At 65.7% G+C, this 21,278-nt stretch carries 17 protein-coding genes, 2 pseudogenes and 1 riboswitch; of the genes and pseudogenes, 8 read left to right on the plus strand and 11 right to left on the minus strand.

The window, feature by feature from the left end; translation table 11 throughout:
• The first annotated feature begins 110 nt into the window (after positions 1–110).
• From FNF32_RS07485 to FNF32_RS07500, 4 genes are all read left to right on the plus strand, one after another.
• On the plus strand, positions 111–752 hold the full coding sequence (locus FNF32_RS07485; protein WP_131674561.1) for a TetR/AcrR family transcriptional regulator: 642 nt from the start codon (positions 111–113) through the stop codon (positions 750–752).
• On the plus strand, positions 752–1,162 hold the full coding sequence (locus FNF32_RS07490; protein ID WP_036721207.1) for an organic hydroperoxide resistance protein: 411 nt from the start codon (positions 752–754) through the stop codon (positions 1,160–1,162). Before FNF32_RS07485 ends, FNF32_RS07490 begins: the two co-directional genes overlap by 1 nt.
• 9 nt (positions 1,163–1,171) lie before the next feature.
• Entirely contained in the window at positions 1,172–2,149 is a 978-nt protein-coding gene (locus tag FNF32_RS07495) for a zinc-binding dehydrogenase (protein ID WP_036721204.1), read from the plus strand.
• A 538-nt stretch (positions 2,150–2,687) separates the two neighbouring features.
• Complete coding sequence (locus FNF32_RS07500; RefSeq protein ID WP_131674560.1) at positions 2,688–5,015, plus strand: Hint domain-containing protein; 2,328 nt, start codon at positions 2,688–2,690, stop codon at positions 5,013–5,015.
• Between the two features lie 31 nt (positions 5,016–5,046).
• Here FNF32_RS07500 and FNF32_RS07505 read toward each other — a convergent pair.
• The 5 genes and pseudogenes from FNF32_RS07505 to FNF32_RS07525 all read right to left on the minus strand — a co-directional run.
• Positions 5,047–5,151 (minus strand): annotated as a pseudogene (locus FNF32_RS07505) (IS5/IS1182 family transposase); the annotation flags it as partial.
• Between the two features lie 81 nt (positions 5,152–5,232).
• A riboswitch (cobalamin riboswitch) is annotated at positions 5,233–5,447 on the plus strand.
• 72 nt (positions 5,448–5,519) lie between these two features.
• Positions 5,520–6,581: pseudogene (locus FNF32_RS07510) on the minus strand (IS3 family transposase); the annotation flags it as partial.
• Between the two features lie 63 nt (positions 6,582–6,644).
• Positions 6,645–7,139 (minus strand): ParB/RepB/Spo0J family partition protein, encoded by a 495-nt coding sequence (locus FNF32_RS07515; RefSeq protein ID WP_221930680.1) that lies wholly within the window; start codon positions 7,137–7,139, stop codon positions 6,645–6,647.
• Positions 7,136–8,044 carry a plasmid partitioning protein RepB C-terminal domain-containing protein gene (locus FNF32_RS07520; protein WP_131674559.1) on the minus strand — a complete coding sequence of 303 codons (909 nt, stop codon included), beginning with the start codon at positions 8,042–8,044 and terminating at the stop codon, positions 7,136–7,138. The genes FNF32_RS07515 and FNF32_RS07520 overlap by 4 nt, the downstream gene beginning before the upstream one ends.
• Complete coding sequence (locus FNF32_RS07525) at positions 8,044–9,567, minus strand: recombinase family protein (protein WP_131674558.1); 1,524 nt, start codon at positions 9,565–9,567, stop codon at positions 8,044–8,046. Before FNF32_RS07525 ends, FNF32_RS07520 begins: the two co-directional genes overlap by 1 nt.
• 144 nt (positions 9,568–9,711) lie before the next feature.
• Here FNF32_RS07525 and FNF32_RS07530 point away from each other — a divergent pair, with 144 nt between their 5' ends.
• Positions 9,712–10,146: a hypothetical protein gene (locus FNF32_RS07530; protein WP_246087734.1), complete on the plus strand. Its 435-nt coding sequence runs from the start codon at positions 9,712–9,714 to the stop codon at positions 10,144–10,146.
• Between the two features lie 549 nt (positions 10,147–10,695).
• Here the strand turns inward: FNF32_RS07530 and FNF32_RS07535 are convergent.
• The 6 genes from FNF32_RS07535 to FNF32_RS07560 all read right to left on the minus strand — a co-directional run bounded on the left by FNF32_RS07535 (position 10,696) and on the right by FNF32_RS07560 (position 17,195).
• Positions 10,696–11,538, minus strand: a complete 843-nt coding sequence (locus FNF32_RS07535; RefSeq protein WP_131674557.1) for an ATP-binding cassette domain-containing protein — start codon at positions 11,536–11,538, stop codon at positions 10,696–10,698.
• Positions 11,535–12,407 (minus strand): ABC transporter ATP-binding protein, encoded by an 873-nt coding sequence (locus FNF32_RS07540; RefSeq protein ID WP_131674556.1) that lies wholly within the window; start codon positions 12,405–12,407, stop codon positions 11,535–11,537. The genes FNF32_RS07535 and FNF32_RS07540 overlap by 4 nt, the downstream gene beginning before the upstream one ends.
• 2 nt (positions 12,408–12,409) lie before the next feature.
• Positions 12,410–13,321: an ABC transporter permease subunit gene (locus FNF32_RS07545; protein WP_131674555.1), complete on the minus strand. Its 912-nt coding sequence runs from the start codon at positions 13,319–13,321 to the stop codon at positions 12,410–12,412.
• A 10-nt stretch (positions 13,322–13,331) separates the two neighbouring features.
• Positions 13,332–14,339, minus strand: a complete 1,008-nt coding sequence (locus FNF32_RS07550) for an ABC transporter permease subunit (protein WP_131674554.1) — start codon at positions 14,337–14,339, stop codon at positions 13,332–13,334.
• Positions 14,340–14,396: 57 nt separating this feature from the next.
• Positions 14,397–16,001, minus strand: a complete 1,605-nt coding sequence (locus FNF32_RS07555) for an ABC transporter substrate-binding protein (protein ID WP_185961892.1) — start codon at positions 15,999–16,001, stop codon at positions 14,397–14,399.
• A 180-nt stretch (positions 16,002–16,181) separates the two neighbouring features.
• Positions 16,182–17,195 (minus strand): LysR family transcriptional regulator, encoded by a 1,014-nt coding sequence (locus FNF32_RS07560; protein WP_131674552.1) that lies wholly within the window; start codon positions 17,193–17,195, stop codon positions 16,182–16,184.
• A gap of 194 nt (positions 17,196–17,389) precedes the next feature.
• Between FNF32_RS07560 and chvE the strand changes: the two genes are divergently transcribed.
• The 3 genes from chvE to mmsB all read left to right on the plus strand — a co-directional run bounded on the left by chvE (position 17,390) and on the right by mmsB (position 21,278).
• Positions 17,390–18,460 carry a multiple monosaccharide ABC transporter substrate-binding protein gene (gene chvE, locus FNF32_RS07565; RefSeq protein ID WP_131674551.1) on the plus strand — a complete coding sequence of 357 codons (1,071 nt, stop codon included), beginning with the start codon at positions 17,390–17,392 and terminating at the stop codon, positions 18,458–18,460.
• Positions 18,461–18,541: 81 nt separating this feature from the next.
• On the plus strand, positions 18,542–20,089 hold the full coding sequence (gene mmsA, locus FNF32_RS07570; RefSeq protein WP_131674550.1) for a multiple monosaccharide ABC transporter ATP-binding protein: 1,548 nt from the start codon (positions 18,542–18,544) through the stop codon (positions 20,087–20,089).
• Positions 20,076–21,278 carry a multiple monosaccharide ABC transporter permease gene (gene mmsB / locus FNF32_RS07575; RefSeq protein ID WP_131674549.1) on the plus strand — a complete coding sequence of 401 codons (1,203 nt, stop codon included), beginning with the start codon at positions 20,076–20,078 and terminating at the stop codon, positions 21,276–21,278. The genes mmsA and mmsB overlap by 14 nt, the downstream gene beginning before the upstream one ends.

Below are 21,278 nucleotides of genomic sequence, written 5' to 3' on the forward strand. Positions count from 1 at the left end.
ACGCTGGTCTCCATTGCAGATACCAGCTTGAATCACGATCACCGCGCCCGGTGAACCCCTTTTGTCAACACGCCCTAGACGACTGGTCTATTAACGCCTATATCCCTTGTATGACACTGACATCCAAAGCTGAAGCCACACGGCAGAATCTTCTCGACACCGGCTACAGGCTTGTCCTGAGCAAGGGCTTTTCCGCACTCGGTCTTCAGGAAATCCTGAAGGGGTCTGGTGTGCCAAAAGGCTCGTTCTATCACTACTTCGCGTCCAAGGAGGCGTTCGGTTGCGCGCTTTTGGACGACTACGTTACAGAGTACGGCGACCGGCTTGACCAGTTGCTTGCCATTGAAGCCGAAAATGGACGTCAGCGGCTGCTACGCTACTGGCAAGCGTGGCTCGATCCAGATGCGGGAGAGACCGCAGGGCGCGGATGGGCGGAAGACTGCCTTGCCGTCAAGCTGTCGGCCGAGGTTGCCGACCTGTCTGAAGCCATGCGGATGGTCCTCAGCGATGGCATCGAACGAGTGTTGCATCGCATCACCACTCTGATCGTCGAGGCGCGGGACGATGGTTCGCTTCCACCTGGACCGGAACCAGAGGCTTTGGCGCAGGTTCTTTACCAGATGTGGCTTGGTGCCGCGCTGCTTGCCAAGCTGACCCGTAGCCACATGCCGATGGAGCGGGCCATGGTCGCCACGAAACAGCTTCTGGCTTGTCCGGCAGATCCTACTTTGCAGACGAAAGGAACGGCATAATGAAGATTTTCTACAAAACACGCGCCACGGCCATCGGTGGCCGCTCGGGCCACACGGCGCTGGATGACGGCAGCCTTGCGCTCGACCTGACGGCGCCGAACTCCGGCAAGCCGGGCGCGAACCCGGAACAGCTCTTCGCCATGGGGTATGCTGCCTGTTTTGACAGCGCATTGCACCATGTCGCCCAGGTTCGAAAACTGGCACTGAGCGGCAGCAAAACATCAGCCGAAGTCGGTATCGGCCAACTGCCGGATGGCGGGTTCAAGCTGGACATCGACATCCATGTTAAACTCTCCGGTCTGGATGAGGCCACGGCGCGCGACCTGGTCGAGGCGACGCATCAGGTCTGCCCCTATTCCAATGCGACACGTAATAACATCGATGTGCGCCTGCACGTCACCACTGTGTAATGAAACATCATGCGCGGTAACATTCACACCACGTTTGGCGAACCGGCCGACGTCCTGATCGTGTCGGACAGCGCCATCCCGCAGCCCGGTCCCGGTCAGGTACGCATCAGGACCATCCTGTCGCCGATCCACAATCACGACCTCTGGACGGTGCGTGGCAGCTATGGCTACAAGCCCGAGCTGCCTGCCATCGGCGGCTCGGAAGCGGTCGGCACCATCGACGCCCTGGGCGCGGATGTGACGGGCGTGACAGTTGGGCAGCGGGTCGCGGTCGCGGGCGTTCATGGCGCTTGGGCGGAGTATTTTGTGGCACCTGCCACCGCACTGGTTCCTGTCCCGGACGCCATTTCAGACGAAGCGGCTGCGCAGCTTATCGCCATGCCGTTCAGCGCAATCTCGTTGCTGGAATTTCTTGACGTCAAAAGCGGGGACTGGGTGATCCAGAACACCGCAAATGGCGCGGTTGGCAAGATTCTGGCAAGGTTGGCCACGGCGCGCGGTGTGCATGTCGTCAACCTTGTGCGCCGCGATGCCGGGGTCGACGAACTTTCCGCAGTTGGAATCGGCAATGCTGTCTCAACAGCGACCGAGGGCTGGCAGGACCGCGTGCGGGCGATCACCGGCGGTGCATCCATTCGCGCGGCGGTGGATTCCATCGGCGGCACGGCCAGCAAAGACCTGCTGTCGCTTCTTGGTGAAAACGGGCTGCTGGTGTCCTTCGGCACGATGAACGGGGAACCGATGCAGATCGCCTCGGGCGACCTGATCTTCAAGCAGGCTGTGGTGAAGGGATTTTGGGGCTCCAAGGTCAGCGAGGCCATGCCGACCGACACGAAAATCCGTCTGATCGGCGAGCTGCTACGCCTTGTCGCCACAGGCGAACTGGACCTGCCGGTCGAGGCGGTGTTTGCGTTTGAGCAAATCACCGATGCCGTCAAGGCCTCCCTTGCGCCGGGCAAGAAGGGCAAAGTGCTGCTGAGGCCGTGAACTGCGGTGACGCTCAGCCACCCAATTGGACAAGGTCTGACATGTCTTTCTGGTTGCTGTCGCATTTAGGCCTGTGAGCTGATGGTGCCCCACGCCAGTAACTCAGCTACCATCCTTGTCGACACTGACAAGGATGGTAGCCTGCGTTCGTGGGCAAACGCATGTCGCGTATGAGAGATGCCAGAGGCGATCATTCGGTCTGCAACGGCTAAAGACATGCAGCAGGCCCGCACCGATAACCTGACGATACATCCCGTTTTGGTCGCAACATCGGCTATGCCACTGATAAAGCCCAAGAAGACATCGAGAGCTGTCATGCGCTGCCTATGATCCGGATGCGACAGAACCGTAATAATTTCTTCGGCTTAATCGACATCGCCTGCTTCAGCTTCAGACGTTGCCATTTGTCAACATTGCCTAAGGGTTCTCGTCTTGCTATCATCTGTGCATAAAGTAAAATGACGCTTTCGCCTCTGTTGTCCGCCCTGCAGCATACGCTCTGGGAGCCGGGGGCGGTGACCTGTTCGAAGGGGAAGACATGGCTGTCAGGCAGTACACGATGATCAACCTCGGCACACTCGCCGACATGGATCCTAATGAAACGAACCGGACGCCGGAAAACTACGCCACGGTCTTGGGCGGGAAGACCTTCGGCTCGACGGATTCGCCCCTGTTCGCCAGCAGCACGCGGATTTCGTTGAACGACGTCAACGACAACGGCCTCATCGGGTTCAACCACGACAACAGCACCGACCGGATCAGCTACCGGATCGGCGACACGGTCTACTCCACCAGGCTTGATACCGGGCTGCGAGTGACGGCCGAGGTCACGCAGCGGATCGAGGGGGGCGGCACCCGGACCATCACGACCACGCTGCGGGTGTTTCAGGACACCGACGGGCGGGTCTTCATTGCGCCACCGTCCTCCACCAACCCGATCGGCAACGAGACGCAGTTGTCGGCCTATCCGATCGTCAGCGTGCAGATTCCGACGAACGCGACCTACGACACCGGGCCATTTGAGGGACTGAATACCAACCGCTCGGTGCTCAACTTCAAGGACGGCTACATCGATGGCACCGAGGGTGATGACACCATCGACGCAAGCTACGTGGACCCGTCAGGCGACCGGGTGGACAACAACGACGCCCTGCTGCCGGGGGCGGACCCCAACGACGATTTCATCCGTGCGGGTGCCGGCAACGACCTCGTCTATGCCGGCGACGGTAAGGACGTCGTGTGGGGACGCGAGGGCAACGACGTCATCTACGGCTACCGGCGGGACGGCGGGGACGACGGCGCAAACGACACGCTCGATGGCGGTGCGGGCGATGACAAGCTGTACGGCGGACGCGGGAACGACTCGCTCATCGGCGGGACCGGGAGGGACGAGCTTTATGGCGGCCCCGGGAACGATGTGCTGGATGGCGGCGACGACAACGATCGGCTCGAGGGTGGCGACGGGGCCGACCTGATCGTCGTCGGCCGCGGCGATACGGCGCTGGGTGGGAACGATGCGGACGTCTTCCGCGTCGATCCCGTGCAGACGGGCACCGGCGCGGCCACCATCACCGGCGGCGAGGGCGTGACCGCGGGCGGGACCGATGTCGACCGGATCGATGCGAAGGTGATCACCTCGGGCGTCACCGTCAACTACACCGGCAGCGAGGCCGGCACGCTGTCCGGCGGCGGCGGGAACTACGGGTTCTCCGAGATCGAGCGGGTGACCACCGGGGCGGGGAACGACGTGGTCAACGCCGCGGAGGTGACGGCGGGCGGCATCAACGTCGACACCGGGGCCGGCGACGACACCATCGTCGGCGGGGCCGGCGCGGACACGATCCTGGCCGGGGCCGGGGGCGACCGGGTCGATGCCGGCAGGGGCAACGACCAGATCGACCTCGGCGCGGGCGACAACGCGACCGACACGCTGGTGATCCGCAACAACGGCGGCACCGACACGGTGACGGGGTTTGCGGGCCCGGTGACCAGCCCCACCGGCGTCGTCACCTCCGAGGACAAGCTCGACGTCAGCGGGATGGTGGACCGGGACGGCAATCCCGTGGACGTGGCCGATTTCCTCGGCGCGCGGGCGACCGGGACGATCACGCCGCTGAGCGACGCGGGCGGCACGGTCATCGGCTCGGTCCTGACCTTCCCGGACGGGACGGCCGTGCAGCTGCGCGGCGTCCTTCCCAGCCAGCTCGACAGCTGGCAAGAGCTGAACGCCCTCGGCATCCCCTGCTTTGCCGCCGGCACGATGATCGAGACGGCCGACGGCCCCCGCGCCGTCGAGACGCTGGCCGAGGGCGACTTGGTCCGCACGCTCGACCACGGGCTGCAGCCGGTGCGCTGGATCGGCGCGCGGCGGCTCTCGGCGGCCGAGCTTGCGGCGGCCGAGAAGCTGCGGCCGATCCGCATCCGGGCCGGGGCGCTGGGGCCCGAAACGCCGCGCGCCGATCTGCTCGTCTCGCCGCAGCACCGGGTGCTGGTCCGCTCGCGCATCGCGCAGCGGATGTTCGGGACCGACGAGGTTCTGTTGGCCGCGCGGCAGCTCTGCCAGCTGGCCGGCATCGACATCGCCGAGGATCTGGCGGCGGTCGAGTACGTCCACATCCTCTTCGACCGGCACGAGGTGGTGATCGCGAACGGGGCTGCGACCGAGAGCCTCTACACCGGGCCCGAGGCGCTGAAGTCGATCGGCCCGGCCGCGCGGGCCGAGATCCTGGCGCTGTTCCCTGAGCTCGCCACGCGCGACTACACCCCGCCGGCCGGCCGCACCCTCGCCTCGGGGCGGATGGCCCGCAAGCTGGCGGTGCGGCATGCACAGAACGGCAGGCCGCTGGTCGAGGCGCGGGTCGGGTAGGTCTGGAGTGCCCCCGGCTTAGGGTCAGGACTCACAACCAGAACATGACGGTTGCGGCGATGCAGATGGCGGAGAGGAAGAGCTCGCCGCATCTGTCATAGCGGGTCGCGATGCGGCGCCAGTCAGCTTGTGCTCCGGCACCGCGAGTTTGGCACATCGTGACGTCCCCCGGGGGGGAGCGGTATTCAACCGATCCGTGGACATCATCCCTGCGCCGTGCGACTGTGCCCCGGATGGTGTTCGGCCCTTTGGGCCGGCTGAAAAGGGAACGCGGTGCGTCGTCAGACAAATCCGCGGCTGCCCCGCAACTGTAAGCGGCGAGCGAAACCGGAGACGCCACTGGGCACCGAGCCCGGGATGACCTGCCACTGAACCTTCATCCAGTGGCGACATGAGCCCGGTGATCGTCTACGCCCTTTGGCGCTGGTTGAGCAATCGCCCGTCGCGCGGAGCCTTCATCTCGCGCAGCGGCGCGGGCGATTGCGGGGTGCAGGTTCGCGGCGAAGCCCACGGGGGTCTGGTAGCCCAGGGCCGAGTGGGGCCTTTCGGTGTTATAATCTGAGACCCAAGCGGCGATCAGGTCACGGGCATGGACGAGGTTGCGGAACAGGGTCTCGTTCAGAAATTCGTCCCGCATCCTGCCGTTGAAGCTCTCGACAAAGCCGTTCTGCATCGGCTTGCCCGGCGCGATGTAATGCCATTCGATCTTGTGTTCGGCGCACCACTTCAGGATCGCGTTCGAGGTCAGCTCTGTCCCGTTGTCGCTGACAATCATTCCAGGCCTGCCGCGGCGTTCGATCAGCGCCGTGAGTTCCCGGGCAACACGGCGGCCCGAGATCGATGTGTCCGGGATCGCCGCCAGACATTCGCGGGTGACGTCGTCGACCACGTTCAGCACCCGGAAGCGCCGCCCGCAGGCGAACTGATCATGGACAAAATCCAGCGACCAACGCGCATTGGCCTGCGCTTCGACCAGGATCGGCGCCCTTGTCCCGAGGGCCTTGCGGCGCGCTTTGCGTTTGCGCACCGTCAGGCCCTCCTCTCGGTAGAGCCGGTAGATGCGATTGATCCCCGACGCCTCGCCTTCCCGCCTGAGCAGCACGAACAGCCGACGGTAGCCGAACCGTCGCCGCTCGTTGGCCAGGTCCCGCAACCGTCCGCGCAGCGCCGTGTCCGGCGCTCGCTGGGACTGATAGCGCACCATCGTCCGGTCCGCCCCGGCAATCTGGCACGCCCGCCGTTCCGACAGCCCGAGATGGGCCTTCAGATGCGCGACCGCCTCGCGCTTCACGGCGGGCGTCACCACTTTTTTGACAGCAGTTCCTTCATCGCCGCCATGTCCAGCATCTGGTCGGCCAGCAATCGCTTCAGCCTGGCGTTCTCGTCTTCGAGCGCCTTCAGCCGCTTCGCCTCCGACACCGTCATCCCGCCGAACTTCGCTTTCCAGGCGTAAAACGTGCCTTCCGACATGCCGTGCTTGCGGCACAGATCGGCACACTTCGCGCCAGCATCATGCTCCTGCAGGATGCCGATGATCTGCTCCTCGGTCCGTCGTGCCTTCTTCATCTTCGTCCGTCCTCTCGCTGGGCCGGACTCTAGTCGCAAATGGAGGAAGAATCCCGTGGCAGGTCACTTGAGGATAGCGACCGTCTCATCGCAGATCCCGTTCAGCATGCGGACCTTACGGCGGACGCTCTGGGGGTTGATGTCCAGCGCCTTGGCGATCTTCTCTTCCGGAACGCCACGCTCGATGGCGCGCCGGATCATCTTGTGCTCCTGGACCGGCGACAACCGACTGATCCGCTTGTTGTAGGTGAAGGCTTCGTCGTCGGTGGAGACCAGGCACTCGACCTGTTCGATGCCGAGGTCTTTCAGCACCTCGATGCGAACATGCCCGTCCAGCAGAAGGAAGGTGCCCGGATTTGCGGGATCGCGGGCAACCACGGGCGGTTCGACGAGACCGACCTCTCGGATCGAGGCGGTGATCTGCTGGTATTTCTTGCTGGATTTCGTGGCCGTCCGAAGCACCCGCACCGGCAGAAGGGCGTCCACGGCCAGGGTCACGCAGTCGTCTTCAAAGGCATGGGCGACGACATCGGAAAGGCGGCGATCCTTCCGTGTCATGGATCCGTCCTCGCATGTTCCTCCAGATAGGTGGGCATCACCTCGAGGCTTTCGGCACGCAGCAGGGTGAGGAAGTTCTCGTCGCTCCGCAGCGAGCGGAACGCCTCCGTGACGAACAGAAGCCGACCTTGGGTCAGCTCCGCCTTCTTGATCATCAGCTTCTGGCGATCGGCTTCCTGACGATAGGCGCGCACGAGTGCATCGCTGGTCAGCGGACGCCCGGTGCGGTTCACCTTGCGGCCGAAGGGCGTTTCATCAACGCGCCGCCCATGGCGCTGGCGTCGTTCGAGCAGGCGCCGCACGGCCGCGAACTTCTTCCCGCGCAGCTTCTTCTCCGTATAGGCGTCCATTAGCGCGCGCTGGGCACCTTCGTCATCCGCTCTGGAGATTTCGATCGCGAGGTTCAGCGGCATGAGGCCGGTCTCGACCGCAGACACGAGCCGCTGCTCACCTCGCTCCAGAAGCCCAGCGATCATGTTGACGTATTCGGGGCTGACCCCGATCTTGTCGGCGATCTCGCGGTCGTTGTAGCCGCGCTTCCGGAGGGTGCCGATTTCCTGCATCAGATCGATCGCGCGATGCTGGCGCCTGGCGCAATTCTCGACGAGGCTCATGACCAGGCAGTCGCTCTCGTCGGCATCGATCACGATGGCGGGGATGGCGTCCTGCTTCAGTTCGATGAAGGCTTCGAGCCGCCCCTGACCACAGACGAGGTCGTATTCTGCTGGCTCTGTGTCCGCGCGCCGGGTCACGGTGATTGGGCGCTTGAGGCCGATCCGCGCGATGCTCTCGACCATTTCCTCGAACGTTCGCCGGTTGCGCACACGCGGATTGAGGATCCGGATCCTGTCGGTCGGGATGAGGGTCACATGCTTGTGGTCATCGGTCGGGATGTCTTCGGGCATCAGGCCACCTCCGAGAATCTGGCCCTGCCGGCCATTGAAAAGAAGAAGTCGAGCGTGTCGAAACGATAGGCATCGAGAGACAGGCCGTTCTGCTCGGCCAGCCGAAGTCGATCGGCGGTCATGTCGATGCTTGGGAGGACGTAATAGTCGCGCGGCGCCGCGTTCAGCTCGTCCATGCGTATGGCGATGGTGATGTCCGGCAAGAGCCCCGTGTCGAGGCGGATGCGCCAGCGCAGCGAGCCTGCCGAGGTCTCGAAGCATCGCGACAGCACGACCGATACCGTGAATTCGCCGTTGACGGTCAGAAGCTCGGTCCGGGGATCCTGAACGGCACTGCCACCGACGTTTTCGATCCCGGCGATGACACTCGCCACGACCTGCGGATGGGCCTCGCGGAGCTTGCGGTTGATCTCGATGTATCGGTAGTCACGGTCGGGCTGATATCCGACCATCTCATAGGCGCGCAGCAGGCTGCCGAACCGGGACCGGAACGCGCTCGATGATGGCGTGTCCTCGTGTTCGTCGATGACCAGTCCGGAAAGGAAGCCCTTGCTGGCAAGCAGGGCCCGGAGTGCGTCCAGCAGATCCTGGTCGGAAAGATGGCGGCTGCGTGCATCGACGATTTCCCGGGCGCGTAGGAACAGCGCCTCATCGACGATGGCCGGATAGGCGCCCTCGGCGCGGATCCACATCTCGCGCGGGTTCACCACCCGGCGCTGTTTCAGCTTGAAGGAGATCTTGTTGAAGACGTTGTTGCCGATGTATTTCTCGTTGGTCAGCACCTGATGGACCGTCGCTCGCGTCCACGGCCGTTCGAGATCGGTGCGCAGCCCTTCGGCGTTCAGGACGTCCGCGATCTCTCGCTCGGATCGGCCGTCCTCGACGAACATGCGATACATGCGCCGGACGACTTCCTGTTCGTCCTCGGGACCGGGGATGAGAACGACCCTGTCGGTCTGAAGGCTCTTCTGCTCGCCGCGCGACAGCTCGCCCTTGGGATTGCCGTGCTCGTCGATCAGCACCCGGCGCAGCCCGTATCCGGGCGCGCCGCCCTGACGGAAGCCGAGTTCGACGAGGCGGCACTGGCCCGCGAAGACCTTCACCGAGAGTTCGCGGCTGTATTCGCCCGCCATGACCCGCTTCACGGTCTTCAGCAGGTTCGAGCCGATGCTGCCGTCATTCTCGAACTGCTCGCCGCAGTAGTGGACACGGATCCCGGCGCGCGAGCAGACATGCTCATGGTAGGCGCCTTCGTCAGCATCCTGAAACCGGCCCCAGCGGCTGACGTCATAGACGAGGATCGCCTTGAAATCCGCTTGCCCGGATTCGACCTCTGCCATCAGGCTCTGCAGCGCCTCGCGGCCGTCGAGACGGAGACCGCTCCGGCCGGAATCCTCGAAGACACGCAGGATCTCAAGACCGCGATCCGATGCATATTTGCGGATGACGTCGAGCTGGTTCTCGGTCGAGTATTTCTGATGGTCGGTCGACATCCGGACATAGGCGACCGCAGGCACATCCATCTCGGGCGGGCCGTCGCTCCTATCCGAATTGGTCGTCCATCGACCGCCCACGCACACATCTCCTCGTCATTCCAGGCAAATTCGTCCAATCCGCGTGAAGCTGCGGCTGAATCCCCTCGTCCATGTAAAGCGAGGGAGGCCGGAATGTCGTTTCCGAAAAAGGGCAAGTTCTTTCCGACAGAAAACGGATATACTGGGAATGGTCGGCACAAGCCGGACAACTGGTTCGCCGATGAGATCGCATCAGCCCTGAGGCGATCTCTCGGAGACAGCCGGGCGGGAGCGAAGATCGTCGCCTCCTGGACCGGAGCCAACGAGAAGACGGTGAAGAACTGGTTCGCCGGCAGATACGGCCCGAGCGGAGAGCATCTGATCGCTCTGGCGCGACACTCCGACGAGGTGCTGGGGGTGTTCCTCGCAATGGCCGGGCGTGAGGAGCTGATGGTGGCCATGAAGCTCGCGGCCGCAGAGCAGGCGATCGAGGAGCTACTGGTGGCGGTCCGCCGACTGACGGTCGACGATGAACCCGACGACGCCGAAGCATCGCCCGACGGGGCGGATTTTACCGTCCGCCAATGACGCGCAGGATTTCGCGACGCTCCCGTGCTATCTGATATGGCACGGGAGAGAGTTGGGTGCCTGAGTCAGCCGCTCCGCCACTTGCCTAGATTTATCGTTGTTTATCAGCCTCTTGCGGGACTGATCGTCAAACCGCTTCGGCGGGTTTGACAGTTGCAGTTTCGTCGGGTGCTTTCCCGAGCGCAAGCATTCTGGGCCGTAGCTGGAAAAGCGGTTGTGCCCCGCGTTGAAGCGGCTCCGCGAAGCCGTCGCGGCGTCGTAGCTGCGCACCGCGGCGGGCGCAGTGCTGCGGTTGAACAGGCGGGGCCAGGGGCGCATTCTGCCTGTCTCCTGGCTTACGGGGTACCGGCCTCGCGCCGTGCGAGCAGACGTTCGACGGATGGCATCCCATGTCAGCGGGATAAATGCTTCGCTCACCAGCTATGCGAGCCGCAGCTGTAGCCCGATACGGCGCTTTGCCGGTCCGCGTTCGATGGAGCGGCACGCGGTACGTCGGTGCCTTGGTCACACGTGCGCCTGCTGACCGCGCCGCGCGTGGTTCTCACCGACTTACCCCGCCGCGCGCTCCAGCCGCCGGCGCTCGACCCTTGCGCGGATCGCGTCCAGGTCCGCCTCGGGCGTCGCCGCGAACAGCTTTTGCGTGTAGTCGTGCTGCGGGGCCGAGAACAGCGCGTCGCGCGTGCCTTCCTCGACCACGGTGCCGTTCCACAGGACCATCACCCGGTCCGCGAGGTAGCGCACCACGCTCAGGTCGTGGCTGATGAAGACGTAGGTCAGGCCGAACTCGTCCTGCAGGTCCTTCAGCAGGTTCAGCACCTGCGCCTGAACCGACAGGTCCAGCGCGCTGACCGGCTCGTCCAGGACCAGCAACGCGGGGTTCAGCATCAGCGCGCGGGCGATGGCGATCCGCTGGCGCTGCCCGCCCGAGAACATGTGCGGAAAGCGGTTGTAGTGTTCCGGCTTCAGCCCGACCCGTTCCAGCATGGCCATCGCGCGGCGGCGGCGGTCGGCGGCGGGGACGCCGCCGCGCAGGCGCAGCGGCTCGGTCAGGACCTGGCCCACCTTCTGGCGCGGGTTCAGGCTGCCGTAGGGGTTCTGGAACACGATCTGCACGGCCGAGCGCATGTCGCGCGTCAGGCCGCCCCTGGCGATGTCCACGGGCTTGCCCTCGATCCGCAGCTCGCCGCTGGTCGCGGGGTCGATCAGGGTGATGATCCGCGCCAGGGTGGACTTGCCGCAGCCGCTTTCGCCGACCACGGCCAGCGTCTTGCCGCGTTCGACGGCGAAGTCGATGCCCTTGAGCGCCCGCACGGTCTTGGCCTTGCCGAACAGGCCGCCGCCCGTGACGTAGTCGCGGGTGATGCCGCGGCCTTCGACGACGTAATCGGTCATCGTGCGCCCTCCATATCGGCGGCCATCAGTTCGTCCACGGTCGGCAGCCGGTCGCCGGTGGCGTTTTCGGGCAGCGCGGCCAGCAGGGCGCGCGTGTAGGCGGTGGCGGGGCGTTCGAACAGGGTCAGCACGTCGGCTTCTTCCATCTTGCGGCCGCGGTATTGCACCACGACCCGGTCGGCGGTCTCGGCGACGACGCCCATGTCGTGGGTGATGAGGATCAGCCCCATCCCGCGTTCGGCCTGCAACTTCATCAGCAGGTCCAGGATCTGTTTCTGGATCGTCACGTCCAGCGCGGTCGTCGGTTCGTCGGCGATCAGCAGGCGCGGCTCGCAGGCGATGGCCATCGCGATCATCACCCGCTGGCACTGGCCGCCCGACATCTGGTGGGGATAGCTCGCAAGCCGGCTTTCCGGTTCGGGGATGCCGACTTGGGTCAACAGTTCCACCGCCCGGGCCCGCGCCGCCCGGCCCTTGAGGCCGAGATGCTGGCGCAGCACCTCCTCGATCTGGAAGCCGACGTTGAAGCTGGGGTTCAGCGACGCCATCGGTTCCTGGAAGATCATGGCGATGTCGCGGCCGATGATCGTGCGACGCTCGGCCGGAGTCATCGCCAGCAGGTCGCGCCCGTCGAAGATCATGGCGTCGGCGGTGACGGTGGCGGAATCCGGCAGCAGGCCCATGACGGCCAGCATCGACACCGACTTGCCCGAGCCGCTTTCGCCGACGATGGCCAGCACCTCGCGCGCCGACACCTGCACGTCGATGCCGTCCACGGCAAGGAACGGACCGGCGGCCGTGTCGAACGCCACCCGCAGGTTGCGGATGTCGAGCAGCGGGCCGGCCGAGTTCGTGGAAAAAACCGCCATCGTCAGCTCCGCTTCAGCTTGGGATCGAGCGCGTCGCGCAGCCCGTCGCCCATCAGGTTGATCGCCAGCACCGTCAGCAGGATGGCAAGGCCGGGCAGCGTCACCACCCACCAGGCGCGCAGGATGAACTCGCGCGCTTCGGCCAGCATGGTGCCCCATTCGGGCGTGGGCGGCTGCGCCCCCATGCCAAGGAACCCGAGCGCCGCGGCATCGAGGATGGCGTTGGAAAAGCTCATGGTGCCCTGCACGATCAGGGGGGCAAGGCAGTTGGGCAGGATTGTGCGGAACATCAGCCACATGGAACCGGCGCCCGCGACCCGCGCCGCGACGACGTATTCGCGATTCCTCTCGGCCAGTACGGCGGCCCGCGTCAGGCGCGCGAAGTGCGGCTGCAGCACCAGGGCGATGGCGATCATCGCGTTCGTCAGGCCCGGGCCCAGCACCGCCACCAGCACCAGCGCCAGCAGCAGTGACGGGAAGGCCAGGATGATGTCCATCAGACGCATCGCCACGGCATCGACCCAGCCGCCGAAGAACCCGGCGAGAAGCCCGGTGACGACGCCGAAGACCATCGCAATGCCCACGACGACGACGCCGATGAAGAGCGAGAACCGGGCCCCGTAAAGCAGCCGCGACAGCATGTCGCGCCCGACGGCGTCGGTGCCCAGCAGATAGTCGGCGCGGCCGCCCTCGGCCCAGGAAGGGGGCAGCAGGATCGCGTCGCGGTGCTGCGTGGCCGGGTTGTCCGGCGCGATCACCGGGGCCAGCAGCGCCAGCGCCACCAGCAGCAGGAACACGATCAGCCCCAGCACGGCGCCGCGGTTGGTGGAAAAGTAGAACCAGAACTCGCGCAGGCTCTGGCGCCAGCCGCCGCTGTTGGGTGCGTCGGCTTCGATATCGACGGAATCGGTCATGACGGGCCTCTCAGCGATGCCGGATGCGGGGGTTGATCAGCCCGTAAAGCAGATCGACCAGCAGGTTGACGACCATGACGATCAGCGCGATCAGCAGCAGCCCGCCCTGCACCACGGGATAGTCGCGGCGCGAGATGGACTCGACCATCCACTTGCCGATGCCCGGCCAGCTGAAGATCGTCTCGGTCAGGATGGCGCCTGCCATCAGCACGCCGATCTGCAGGCCGATGGTGGTCACGACCGGGATCAGCGCATTGCGCAGCGCGTGCAGCCCGACCACCCGGCGCGGGGCCAGGCCCTTGGCGCGGGCGGTGCGGACGTAATCCTCCCCCAGCACTTCCAGCATGGCGCTGCGGGTCTGACGGGCGATCACGGCCAGCGGGATCGTGGCCAGCACGATCGTCGGCAGGATCAGGTGGCTCGCGGCCGAGGCGAAGGCGCCGTCCTGCCCCGACAGCAGGCTGTCGATCAGCATGAAGCCTGTCACGGGCGGGAAGAAGTACAGCAGCGAGATGCGCCCCGACACGGGCGTCCAGCCGAGGATGCCGGAAAAGAAGATGATGAGCAGCAGCCCCCACCAGAAGATCGGCATCGAATAGCCGACCAGCGCCGTGCCCATGGTCAGCTGGTCGAACCAGCTGCCGCGCTTGATCGCGGCCAGGACGCCCGCGGGCACCCCGATCAGCGCGGCCAGCAGTATCGCGCACAGCGCCAGCTCGACGGTGGCGGGGAACAGGGCCAGAAACTCGGTCAGGACCGGCTTCTTGGTCACCAGCGAGGTGCCGAGATCGCCGTGCAGCAGCCGCCAGACATATTCAAGATACTGCGCCGGCAGCGACCGGTCGAAACCCAGCTGCTCGCTGACCTGGGCGTAGCGTTCGGGCGACATGCCACGCTCGCCCGCCATCAGCAGGACCGGGTCGCCGGGCAGGACCCTGACGAAGCCGAAGGCCACGATGGTGATGCCGATCAGCGTCGGTACGAGATAGGCGATACGCCCGAGGATAAAACGGATCATGGGATATGCGAGGGCCGCGCCGGACGAACCGGGCGCGGCCGCAAGCCTTTCGGTGGTTTATTCGGCGACGTCGACGGTGTCGAACTTGTGGGTGCCGAGCGGGCTCATGACATAGCCGGTGACCTTCTTGGACATCGGCATGACGACGGTCGAGTGCGCCAGCGTGGCCCACGGCGCCTGATCCTTGAAGATCACCTGCGCCTGCTCGTACAGCTTGGTGCGCTCGGCGGGGTCCGAGGCCTGCTTGGCCTGTTCCAGCAGCCCGCTGAACTCCTCGTTGCACCAGAAGGCGCGGTTCGCGCCGCCTTCCTTGGCCCCGGCGCAGCTCAGCAGCACCGACAGGAAGTTGTCGGGGTCACCGTTGTCGCCGGTCCAGCCGAGGATCACCGCACCGTCGCGGTTCGGCTCCATCGACTTCTTGAGGTATTCGCCCCACTCGTAGCTGACGATCTCGACGTTGACGCCGACCTTGCTCAGGTCCTCCTGCATCATCTCGGCGACGCGGCGGGCGTTGGGCATGTAGGGGCGCTGGACGGGCATCGCCCAGATCTTCATCGACAGGTCGGTGACGCCCGCGGCCTCCAGCGCGGCCTTTGCGGCCTCGGGGTCGTAGGTCTCGTCCGTCACGGCGTCGTTGTAGGACCACATGGTCGGCGGGATCGGGTTCTTGGCGACCTCGCCCATGCCCTGGAACACGGCGTCGACGATCGCCTGCTTGTTCACGGCCATGTTCAGGGCCTTGCGGACCTCGGGCTTGTCGAACGGCGCCACTTCGGTGTTGTAGGCGACGTAGGCGACGTTCAGACCCGGCTGTTCCATCACCGTCAGGTTCTGGTCGGCCTTCAGCGCCTCGATGTCGGCGGGCGCGGGGTAGGGCATGATGTGGCATTCGCCGGCCTGCAGCTTCTGCAGGCGCACGGCGGCGTCGGTCGTGATCGCGAACACCAGGTCATCGACCTTGGCCGGCGTGCCCCAGTAATCCGGGTTCTTCGAGAACCGGATCACGGCGTCCTTCTGGTAGGCCACGAACTTGAACGGGCCGGTGCCGATCGGGGCGCTGTTCAGGTTTTCCTTGGTGCCGGCCTTGTCGAGCTGGTCGGCGTATTCCTTGGACTGGATCGAGGCGAAGTCCATGGCGAGGTTCGCGAGGAACGGCGCGTTCGGCGCGTTCAGCGTGAACTTGACGGTCAGGTCGTCCACCTTCTCGATCGACTTGATCGACGAGGCCATTTCCATCGAGTTGTAGTATTCGAAGGTCAGGCCCGGAATGTACTGGTTCCAGGGGTCGTTCGCGTCGCCCTGGCGCATGAACGAGAAAAGGACGTCGTCCGCGTTCAGCTCGCGCGTGGGGGTGAAGTAGTCGGTGGTGTGGAACTTCACGCCCGGACGCAGCTTGAACGTATAGGTCAGCCCGTCATCCGAGATCTCATAGCTTTCGGCGAGCGCCGGCTGCACCTCGGTGCTGCCGTCCTTGAACTCGACCAGGCGGTTGAAGACCGGGCGCGAGCTGGCGTCGAAGGTGGTGCCGGCGGTGTAGGCGGCCGGGTCGAAGCCCTCGGGCGAGCCTTCCGAGCAGTAGATCAGCGTCTTGGCGGCGGCCGGGGCGGCGAACGCGGCGGCGCTGGCGATCGCGATGAGCGAGGTTGTGACAAAAGCGGACAGTTTCAATGCAGGTCCTCCCTGGAACTGGGCCGGGGCTACCCGGCCTGAACGCCCTGCGCGTTCTATGCGGCAGGTTCGTTGACGGATTGGTGTGCCGATCTACCGCCGATTCGTTTCAAAGCACAACCATCTTGTCGCGGATTCGGGCAGGGCGTCGATCGGTCTCGTCTTTCGGCCGCCTTAGCCCGGGTTCGCCACCATGCTGCGCGACGCGTGCGACAGCGCCGTGCGCAGGGTGCGGGCGGCCGGGGTCAGCTCGCGGTCGCGCAGCGTGACGATGCCATAGGGCGACACGCGCAGGTCGGGGGCAAGCGGCAGGCGCAGGATCGGCAGGCCGCCCCCCTCGCCGCTGGCGAAGAAGTCGGCGGCGGCGGCTGACATGGTGCCGACCGCGTTCGTCCGGGTCACGAAGGCCAGCGTCAGCATCATCGACATCGTGCTGACGACGCGCGCGGGCAGGCCGACCCGGTGGTGCAGAAGATACTGTTCAACCGTGTTCCGCAGCAGTCCGCCGCGCGGCTGCATGACCCAGTCGAACCGCAGGGTGTCCGACAGCGTGGGCGGCCGGCGGCGGTCCAGCTGGTGGCCGCGGCGCACGATAAGGGCCAGGGGCTCGGTCCCGATCGGCTCGATCGCGAGGCGGCCGGCATCGGCGCCGTCGGGGATGCGGCCGATATAGAACTCCAGCCGGCCCGACAGCAGATGCGCCACCATGCCGTCGCTGGCATCCACCGTGATCTCGGGGACGATGCCGGGGTGGATCAGCCGCAGGTTCTGCAAAACCGGCAGCACCAGTTCCAGCGACGGACCCGAGACAGATCCGAACGCCACCGCGCCGACGCGCCCGCCGTCGAGATCGGCCACGGCCCGCGCGGCCTCGTCGATTTCGCCAAGGATGCGGTGGGCGCTGTCGGCAAGGCGGCGGCCCGGCCCGGTCAGGCGGACACCGCGGGGCAGCCGTTCGGTCAGCGCGACGCCCGCCGCCGCCTCAAGCTGCGCCAGCATCCGCGAGGCGGCAGGCTGGGTCATGTTCAGGGACTGCGCGGCGGCTGCGACCTGCCCGGTGCGGTCGATGGCGGCAAGCAAGGCCAGCTGGCGCAGCTTCAACCCGCGGGCGAGAAGGCCCGTCTCACCCGGTCGCCGGCGGTCCGGGGGCGTGGGCGCGGCGGCGCCACGATATTCCGTTTCGGCCATGTCGCACGCTCAAAATCACATTTGACCGGTATAACATCGCGGTCCTACACACGGCCAGCGACATTCGTCGTGGACGCGGTCCCGGACGCGCGTCCGTCATGGGGGGAAGGTCAGCGACACGCCTCAACCGCCGGCGCGCGCCCTTTGCGGCCGCCCGCACCGCGTGCCGCGCCAGCAAGGGGAAGGGACTACGCATGCTCAGGACATTCAGGAAGATCGCGCTTGCCGGGGTCAGCGCCGCGGCGCTGATGCTGCCCGGCGCCGTGTCGGCGGCAGAAGGGCTGGTGGGCATCGCCATGCCGACCAAGACGTCGGCGCGCTGGATCGACGACGGCAACAACATGGTCAAGCAGTTCGAGGCGGCGGGCTACACCACCGATCTGCAATACGCCGACGACGACATCCCGAACCAGCTGGCCCAGATCGAGAACATGATCACCAAGGGCGTGAACGTGCTGGTGATCGCGGCCATCGACGGCACTACGCTGTCGAACGCGCTGGAAAACGCCAAGGCGGCCGACATCAAGGTCATCGCCTACGACCGCCTGATCCGCGACACCGACGCGGTCGACTATTACGCGACCTTCGACAACTTCAAGGTCGGGGTCGAGCAGGCCGGCTCGCTGGTCAAGGGCCTGAAGGAACGCTTCCCCGACCAGAAGCCGTGGAACGTCGAGCTGTTCGGCGGCAGCCCGGACGACAACAACGCCTTCTTCTTCTACGACGGGGCGATGTCGGTCATCCAGCCGCTGATCGACGACGGCTCGATCGCGGTCGTGTCCGGCCAGATGGGCATGGACAAGGTCGGCACGCTGCGCTGGGATCCGGCGACCGCGCAGGCGCGGATGGATAACCTTCTGAGCGCCAACTACACCGACAAGCAGGTCCACGGGGTGCTGTCGCCCTATGACGGGCTGTCGATCGGGATCCTGTCCTCGCTCAAGGGCGTGGGCTACGGCTCGGGCGACATGAAGATGCCGATCGTGACCGGGCAGGACGCCGAGGTGCCGTCGGTCAAGTCGATGCTGGCCGACGAACAGTACGCGACGATCTTCAAGGACACCCGCGAACTGGCCAAGGTCACCGTCGGCATGGTCAACGACATGCTCGAAGGCAAGGAACCGCAGGTCAACGACACCGAGACCTACAACAACGGCGTCAAGGTGATCCCGTCCTACCTGCTGCAGCCGGTGGCCGTGGACAAGTCGAACTGGGAACAGATCCTGGTCGGCTCGGGCTACTACACCAAAGACCAGGTCGAGTAACTGCGGCCGATGCCGGGGCGGCGGCCATCCTGCCGCCGCCCCGCACATCCATCATCCGAGATCGAAAAAGGGGGGCGGGCCGTGGACACGATCCTTGAAATGCGCGGGATCACCAAGACCTTCCCGGGCGTCCGCGCGCTGGACGACGTGAACCTGGCCGTGCGCCGCGGCGAGATCCGGGCGCTGGTGGGCGAGAACGGCGCCGGCAAGTCCACCCTGATGAAGGTCCTGTCGGGCGTCTATCCGCATGGCAGCTACGACGGCGAGATCCTGTTCGACGGCGAACCCGTGAAGTTCGGCGGCATCACCGACAGCGAACGGCGCGGCATCGTCATCATTCACCAGGAACTCGCGCTGGTCCCGCAGATGTCGATCGCCGAGAACATCTTTCTGGGCAACGAGGTCGCGACCCGCGGCGTGATCGACCGCAACGCCACCAACGACCGCACCGCCGCGCTGCTGGCCAAGGTCGGCCTGCGCGAAAGCCCCGAGGCGAAGGTCGGCGACCTTGGCATGGGCAAGCAGCAGCTGGTCGAGATCGCCAAGGCGCTGAGCAAGCGGGTGCGGCTTCTGATCCTCGACGAGCCGACGAGCAGCCTGAACGAACGCGAAAGCGACGCGCTGCTGGCGCTGCTGGACGAATTGCGCGCGCAGGGGATCACCGCGATCCTCATCAGCCATAAGCTGAACGAGATTTCCAAGATCGCCGACAGCATCACCGTGCTGCGCGACGGCGCGACGGTCGCCCACCACGACGCGATGGTGTCCGAGGAACAGATCGTGCGCGAGATGGTCGGCCGCTCGATGGAGAACCGCTATCCCGACCGCGCGCCGAAGATCGGCGAGGTCGTGATGCAGGTCCGCGACTGGACGGTGGCCGACCCGCTGCGCCCCGAACGCCACGCGGTCGACCACGTCAGCTTCGATCTGCGCCGGGGCGAGGTGCTGGGCTTTGCGGGCCTGATGGGCGCGGGCCGGACCGAGCTGGCGATGAGCCTGTTCGGGCAAAGCTTCGGTCGCCGGCTGTCGGGCACGGCCAGCATCGACGGCCGGCCCGCCGACCTGTCCACCGTGCCGCGCGCCATCGCCGCCGGGCTGGCCTATGTGACCGAGGACCGCAAGTCGCTGGGCCTGGTGCTGGAAGACAACGTGCGCCGCAACATCCCGCTGGCGAACCTGCCGGGGATCGCGCAGGGCGGCGTCATCGACCGCATGCGCGAGCGCCGCGTGGCCGAGGATTACCGCCGCCGCGTCAACATCAAGACCCCCTCGATCGAGGCGCGGACCGTGAACCTGTCGGGCGGCAACCAGCAGAAGGTCGTGCTGTCCAAGTGGCTGTTCGCCGGCCCCGAGATCCTGATCCTCGACGAACCCACGCGCGGCATCGACGTGGGCGCGAAATACGAGATCTACACCATCATCCGCGACCTCGCCGCGGCCGGAAAGGCGATCATCGTGATCTCGTCCGAGATGCCCGAGCTTCTGGGCATCACCGACCGGATCTGCGTGATGAACGAGGGCCGGCTGGTCGGCGAGATGGCGACATCGGACGCGAGCCAGGAACGCATCATGGAAATGATCCTGCGTGCCGCGCGCAAGCTTGAAAGGGCAGAACATGGCGCAGCCTGACATTCCGGCGGCATCCGCCACGGCCGGACCGCCCGCGAGCGCGGGCTTCCTGCGCCGCAACATCCGTCAGTACGGGATCCTGTTCGCGCTGGTCGTGATCATGATCTTCTTCCAGGTCGTCACGGACGGCACCCTGTTCCGGCCGGTGAACCTGACCAACCTCGCGCTGCAGAACAGCCACATCGTCATCATGGCGGTGGGGATGCTGCTGGTGATCGTGTCGGGCCACATCGACCTGTCGGTGGGATCGGTCGCGGCCTTTGTCGGCGCGGTGGTGGCGCTGCTGATCGTCGAGATGGACCTGAACTTCGCGCTGGCGGCGCTGATCGGGATCGCGCTCGGCGGCGCGATCGGGGCGGCGCAGGGCTACTGGATCGCCTACTGGAAGATCCCCTCGTTCATCGTGACGCTGGCGGGGATGCTGGTGTTTCGCGGTCTGACGCTGTGGGTCCTGAAAGGGCAATCGATCGGGCCGTTCCCCAGGGACTTCCAGGCGATCGCGTCGGGGTTCATCCCGGACCTTCTGGGCACCGGCAAGCCCAACATGTTCTCGCTGGCGCTCGGCGCGGCGGTTGCCGTGTTGATCCTGTGGCTCGCGGTCCGCACCCGCCAGCGCCAGGCGGCGGCCGGAATCGTCGAGGAGCCGTTTGCGTTCTTCGCCGCCAAGAACGCCTTCATCTTCGTCGCGCTGGTCTGGATGAGCTGGCTCATGGCCAACTTCCGCGGCCTGCCCAATGTCTTCATCGTCATGGCGATCCTGATCGCGCTCTATTCATTCCTGTCCGAGCGGACGGTGACGGGGCGGCGCATCTATGCGATCGGCGGCAACGTCAAGGCGGCGACCCTGTCGGGGATCAACTCGCCGCGGCTGGTGTTCCTGACCTTCGTCAACATGGGGATGCTGGCGGCGCTCGCGGGCATCGTCGTGGCGGCGCGTCTGAACTCGGCCACGCCCAAGGCGGGCGTCAACTTCGAGCTGGACACCATCGCCGCGGTCTTCATCGGCGGCGCGTCGATGGCGGGGGGCGTGGGCACCGTCGTCGGCGCGGTCATCGGCGCCTTCATCATGGGCGTGATGAACAACGGCATGTCGCTGATGGGGATCGGGATCGACTTCCAGCAGATCATCAAGGGCCTCGTCCTTCTGGCGGCCGTCATCTTCGACGTCTCGAACAAGAACCGGGGCTGA

This window comes from Paracoccus marinus (genome assembly GCF_007018965.1).
GTDB lineage: Bacteria > Pseudomonadota > Alphaproteobacteria > Rhodobacterales > Rhodobacteraceae > Paracoccus > Paracoccus marinus.